Here is a 4,736-nt window from a genome sequence, read left to right as displayed (position 1 = left end):
GGGCGCAGGCCCCCGCGACGGGGGTCCCGCACACCGCCCGTGCCGTCCGTGGACGCGCCCCGGCCGCCCGTACCACGTCGGACGCCGCCGGGACGCGGTCAGGAAACCCGTTCGGCGGGTTCGTACTCCCGTTTGGCGGCTTCGAGCAGTGCGCGCCAGCTCGGCACACCCGGCCGCCTGCGCAGCAGCGCACGCCGCTCCCGCTCGGTCATACCACCCCAGACGCCGAACTCGATCCGGTTGTCGAGCGCCTCGGCGAGGCACTCCGTCCGGACCGGACATCCCATGCAGACCATCTTGGCGCGATTCTGTTCGGCCCCGCGGACGAACAGGCCGTCGGGATCGGTGTCCCGGCAGTAGGCATGGATGCGCCAGTCGGTGTGCTCGGTGTTCATACCCCCAGCTCCTACCTGTCACGACCGGCAGGCGGATGACGACGAAGACGACCTCGCCCCCCGCAAGCAGGTCTCACGTTGCTCACGTTCCCTCCGGACGGCGCCTCCCCGGCACCGCCCACGTGAGTTGTTGACGGACTGTAGGACTCAACGGTTCCGTCCGCCAACCCCGTTCGGTCGTTGTTACCCGATATCGGATCGGTAACGACCTCCGGTCGCCGCGACCCGGACGACCAGCCCCTCGGTCCGGTGGGTGATCACCGCGTCACGGTGCGGACGACGATACCGCCGGAACGGGTCACCACGATCACACCCCCGCATGCGTACCCTGTCCGGTGTGGGTATCCGGAGCGGGCTGTTCAAGATGGTGGGGCTGTGTCTGCTCGCGGGCGTACTGGTGGCCGGGCTGCTGTTCCCGGTCGTCGGCGCCGCGGGGGTGGTCTCGAACCAGGCCAGCGACACGGTCGAGTCGATGTCGTCGAACCTGGCCGACGAACCGCCACCACTGATCACCAACATCACCGACCGCGATGGTGAGCGCATCGCGACGGTGTACGACCAGTACCGCATCCCCACCGCGCCGGACGAGATCTCCGAGGCGATGAAGTGGGCGATCATCTCGGTCGAGGACCGGCGCTTCTACGATCACCACGGGGTGGACTGGAAAGGCACGATGCGGGCCGCCATCAGCAATTCCGCGGGCGGCGACACCCAGGGCGCCTCGACGTTGACCCAGCAGTACGTGAAGAACTATCTGATCAACGTCACGTACCGCAACGACGAACTGGGCCAGCAGAAGGCCCAGGAGGTCTCGATCGCGCGCAAGCTGAAGGAGGCGCGCATCGCGATGCAGCTCGAGACCAAGATGTCCAAGCCGGAGATCCTCACCGGATACCTCAACATCATCGAGTTCTCCCGCGAGATCTTCGGCGTCGGCGCGGCCGCGAAGGCGTACTTCGGGACCACGGCGGCGGAACTGACCGTTCCGCAGGCGGCGCTGCTGGCGGGCGCGGTGAACAATCCCGCCGTGCTCGACCCGTGGAACAACCCGGAAGGCGCGAAGAAGCGCCGCAACATCGTGCTCGACACGATGGTGGACAACCACAAACTCTCCCGGGACGACGCCGAACGCATCAAGAAGGAACCGCTCGGTGTGTTGCCCGGTGGTCCGGACAAGGCCGCCGCCAACTGCACCGGCGCCGAGAGCGGCTTCTTCTGCCAGTACGTGATCGAGTACCTCTACGAGCACGGGATGCAGCAGGACGACCTGCTCACCGGCGGCTACACCATCCGCACCACCCTGGACGCCGACGTCAACCACCTGGCCGCCCAGGCGGCCAAGGCCGAGGTCGATCAGGACGAGCCCAACGTGGCGAACACGCTCTCCCTGGTCAAACCCGGCGAGGAACGGCACGAGGTACTCTCACTGGCCGCGAACCGCGACTACGGCCCCGATCCGGACAAGGGCCAGACCATGCTGGGCCTGCCCTACGAGATCATGAATGTGACGGGTACCGGCTCCAGCTACAAGATCTTCACCGCCGCCGCGACGCTGGAACAGCGCAGGTACGGCATTTTCGACGAGGTCCGCGTGCCGGGATTCCACGTATCCCAGGTGTTCAGTTGGGGTGGCGAACACTGTCCGATCGGCTCGAGCGGGATCCGCACCTACTGCGTGCGTAATGCGGGCGATTATCCGGGGACGATGACTCTGCAGGACGCGCTGGCCAAGTCGCCGAACACCGCGTTCGTCGTGCTCGAAGAAGAGGTCGGGATGGGGCCGGTCGTGCAGATGGCGAGCAAGCTCGGCCTGCGCAAGACGATGGCCTCGAACCCTGCGGTCGGTGGCCCGGTAGATCCGGAGTCGGACGATCCCATGTACAACCAGAGCCAGACGGAGTACTTCGGTCCCAGCGAGAACTCACCGGGCAAGGGTTTCTTCACGCTCGGTGCGAGCCCGACCAGTGGTCTGGAAATGGCGAACGTCGCCGCGACCATCATGAGTGGCGGGGTCTGGTGCCCACCCACCCCGATCCTGGAGATCTCCGACCGGGACGGGACCGCTCACCCCATCGAAGAACAACCGTGCGAGCAGGCCGTGCCCGAGGGAGTCGCGGACACGCTCGCCGTGGGACTGAGCAAGGACACCGCCTCCGGCGGCACCGCGCACGCCGCGGCCGAGGCCGCGGGCTGGGACCGGCCGGTGATCGGGAAGACCGGGACGACGCAGCACAGCGGTTCGGCAGCCTTTATCGGCGCCACACCGCAGATCGCCGGCGCGGCCATGGTTTTCCGCCCCGATGTGCCCTACGGCGGGCTTGTCGACGGAGGACCAGGCAACGTCCGGGCCGTCCCACAGGGCGCGGGCAACATGTTCGGCGGCAAGACACCGGCCCGCACCTGGTTCCGGGCCGTGAAGCCGGCCCTGGAGGGCGAGCCGGCGGCACCGTTGCCGGAGCCGCACCCGAGGTACGCGGACATCCGGTAACGAGCCCCACCTCCGCCGAGCCGTCGCTGAACCGGGTGAGCAATTGTCGCCCGTTTCGGTAGTCTGCCCTGGTAGGGCAACCGATCGTCCCTCGCGGACGTACTGTCGGTGACACACGTCTCCCCAAGGATGATGATGAAACGCCTCGCGACGGGGACAGCGGTCACGGCCGCTGCGACGCTCGGGTACGCCGTCGGGGTCGAGCGGCGGCGGTTCACCCTGCGGACCGCGGACCTTCCGGTGCTGGCCGAGGGCGCACGGCCGCTGCGTGTCCTGCACATCTCCGATCTGCACATGCTTCCCGGCCACGAGGCCAAACAGCGCTGGGTGGCCGAGCTGGGCCGACTGGAGCCGGATCTGGTGGTCAACACCGGGGACAACCTCTCCCACCCGCGCGCCGTGCCCGCCGTGCTCCGGGCGCTGGCTCCCCTGCTCGACCGGCCGGGCCTGTTCGTGTTCGGCAGCAACGACTACTACGCCCCGAAGCCCAAGAACCCGGCGCGGTACCTGATGCCGAAGGGGCGCCGCACGCGGGTCCACGGCCCGCAACTGCCCTGGCGCGACCTGCGGGCGGCGTTCGTCGAACACGGATGGCACGACCTCACACACGTACGCCGGACGCTCACCGTGGCGGAGCAGACCGTGGTCGCCACCGGTGTGGACGACGCGCACCTGGACCGCGACCGCTACTCCGACGTGAGCGGCAGGCCCGGGGGCGCGCCCGCGTTGCGGCTCGGGGTGACCCACTCACCCGAGCCCCGTGTGCTGGACCCGTTCGCGGCCGACGGCTACGACCTGGTGCTGGCGGGCCACACCCACGGCGGCCAACTGCGGGTGCCGGGGTTCGGCGCGCTGGTGACGAACTGCGACCTCGACCGCTCGCGCGCCCGCGGCGTCTCGCGGTGGGGCTCCCACATGTGGCTGCACGTCTCCGCCGGGCTCGGCACCTCGCCGTACGCGCCCGCCCGGTTCGCCTGCCCCCCGGAGGCAAGCCTGTTGACGCTGGTCCCGAGGGGTGCGACACCACACACGGCGGAAAACCCGGCCCCGCGTCGAGCCGTCGGCAACGTCCGTTAGACTGGGTGTCGACCCGCTGAGGAAGACATCGGGGTGTGGCGCAGGTTGGTAGCGTGCCTCGTTCGGGTCGAGGAGGTCGTGGGTTCAAATCCCGCCACCCCGACGTAGCGAGAGGGCCCTTGTCCGGGCGACCGGGCAGGGGCCCTTCTCGTTGTTCCGTCGTGTCTTTCCGTGGTGTCCCGCGTTGCCGCACGCGGCCGCGTTGCCGCACGCGGTTGGAGAGCACCGGCCGAGCGTGATTCACCGCACGGCGAGGGTCTCCACCCAGCACCGGCTGACGTCACCGGGGCCGCCCCGCACCCACATCCACGCCGAGCGGGCCGCACTGGCGAGCTGCTGGTCCACGATCCCGTCGTCGGTCCGGACCGCCCCGGCCAGCTCCGCCTCGACGTCGCGGGCGAGTTGCCGGTAGTCGTAGTCGGCCACATGCCGGGTCCGGGAGCGGACGTCGCGGAACCCGGCCCTGCGCACCCGGTCGTCCACCCGCCTCCCGGCGTACGGGTCCGCCCCGGTCCGCCGCCGCAACAGCTGCCAGCCACGCAGCGCGGCGTCGACGTTCGCCGTGTGCGGCCGCAACCGCACCCGGCTCCAGTCCGGCGTGGACAGGGCGAGTGTCCCGCCGGGCCGCAGGACCCGGAAGAACTCGGTGAGCACCGCCGCCTGGTCCGGCTCGTCGGCGAGCAGGCCGTGCGCGAACACGACGTCCGCACACGCGGTCGGCACCGGCAGTGCGCGGGCGAGCGCGACCGCGAAGTCGACGGTGCGCACGGCCGCGT

General features: G+C 69.7%; 4 protein-coding genes and 1 tRNA gene. 3 read left to right on the top strand and 2 right to left on the bottom strand.

Annotated features, from left to right (window positions below; translation table 11 throughout):
* Nucleotides 1-98: 98 nt before the first annotated feature.
* On the bottom strand, nucleotides 99-395 hold the full coding sequence (locus SACHA_RS0111410; RefSeq protein ID WP_007023627.1) for a WhiB family transcriptional regulator: 297 nt from the start codon (nucleotides 393-395) through the stop codon (nucleotides 99-101).
* A 319-nt stretch (nucleotides 396-714) separates the two neighbouring features.
* On the opposite strand from SACHA_RS0111410, the gene SACHA_RS0111405 reads away from it, so the two are divergent.
* The 3 genes from SACHA_RS0111405 (at nucleotide 715) to SACHA_RS0111395 (ending at nucleotide 4,063) form a co-directional block, all read left to right on the top strand.
* Nucleotides 715-2,883, top strand: coding sequence for a transglycosylase domain-containing protein (locus SACHA_RS0111405; RefSeq protein WP_019809812.1), 2,169 nt, complete (start codon nucleotides 715-717; stop codon nucleotides 2,881-2,883).
* Between the two features lie 135 nt (nucleotides 2,884-3,018).
* A complete protein-coding gene (locus tag SACHA_RS0111400; RefSeq protein ID WP_019809809.1) occupies nucleotides 3,019-3,960 on the top strand; it encodes a metallophosphoesterase in 942 nt (313 codons plus the stop codon).
* Nucleotides 3,961-3,989: 29 nt separating this feature from the next.
* Nucleotides 3,990-4,063 (top strand) — tRNA-Pro (locus SACHA_RS0111395).
* Nucleotides 4,064-4,200: 137 nt separating this feature from the next.
* On the opposite strand, the gene SACHA_RS21655 is transcribed toward SACHA_RS0111395, so the two are convergent.
* Nucleotides 4,201-4,736 (bottom strand): class I SAM-dependent methyltransferase (locus SACHA_RS21655; protein ID WP_051110188.1); only part of this gene is annotated, 536 nt, incomplete at its 5' end.

The sequence above is a fragment of the Saccharomonospora halophila 8 genome (assembly GCF_000383775.1).
In the GTDB taxonomy this organism is placed as follows: Bacteria; Actinomycetota; Actinomycetes; order Mycobacteriales; family Pseudonocardiaceae; genus Saccharomonospora; species Saccharomonospora halophila.
This window is presented reverse-complemented; position numbering and strand designations above follow the sequence as displayed.

Excerpts from the sequence above, each read along its gene's own strand:
- SACHA_RS0111410 (WP_007023627.1), bottom strand. The coding sequence starts at position 395 with ATGAACACCGAGCACACCGACTGGCGCATCCATGCCTACTGCCGGGAC.
- SACHA_RS0111405 (WP_019809812.1), top strand. The coding sequence starts at position 715 with ATGCGTACCCTGTCCGGTGTGGGTATCCGGAGCGGGCTGTTCAAGATG.
- SACHA_RS0111400 (WP_019809809.1), top strand. The coding sequence starts at position 3,019 with ATGAAACGCCTCGCGACGGGGACAGCGGTCACGGCCGCTGCGACGCTC.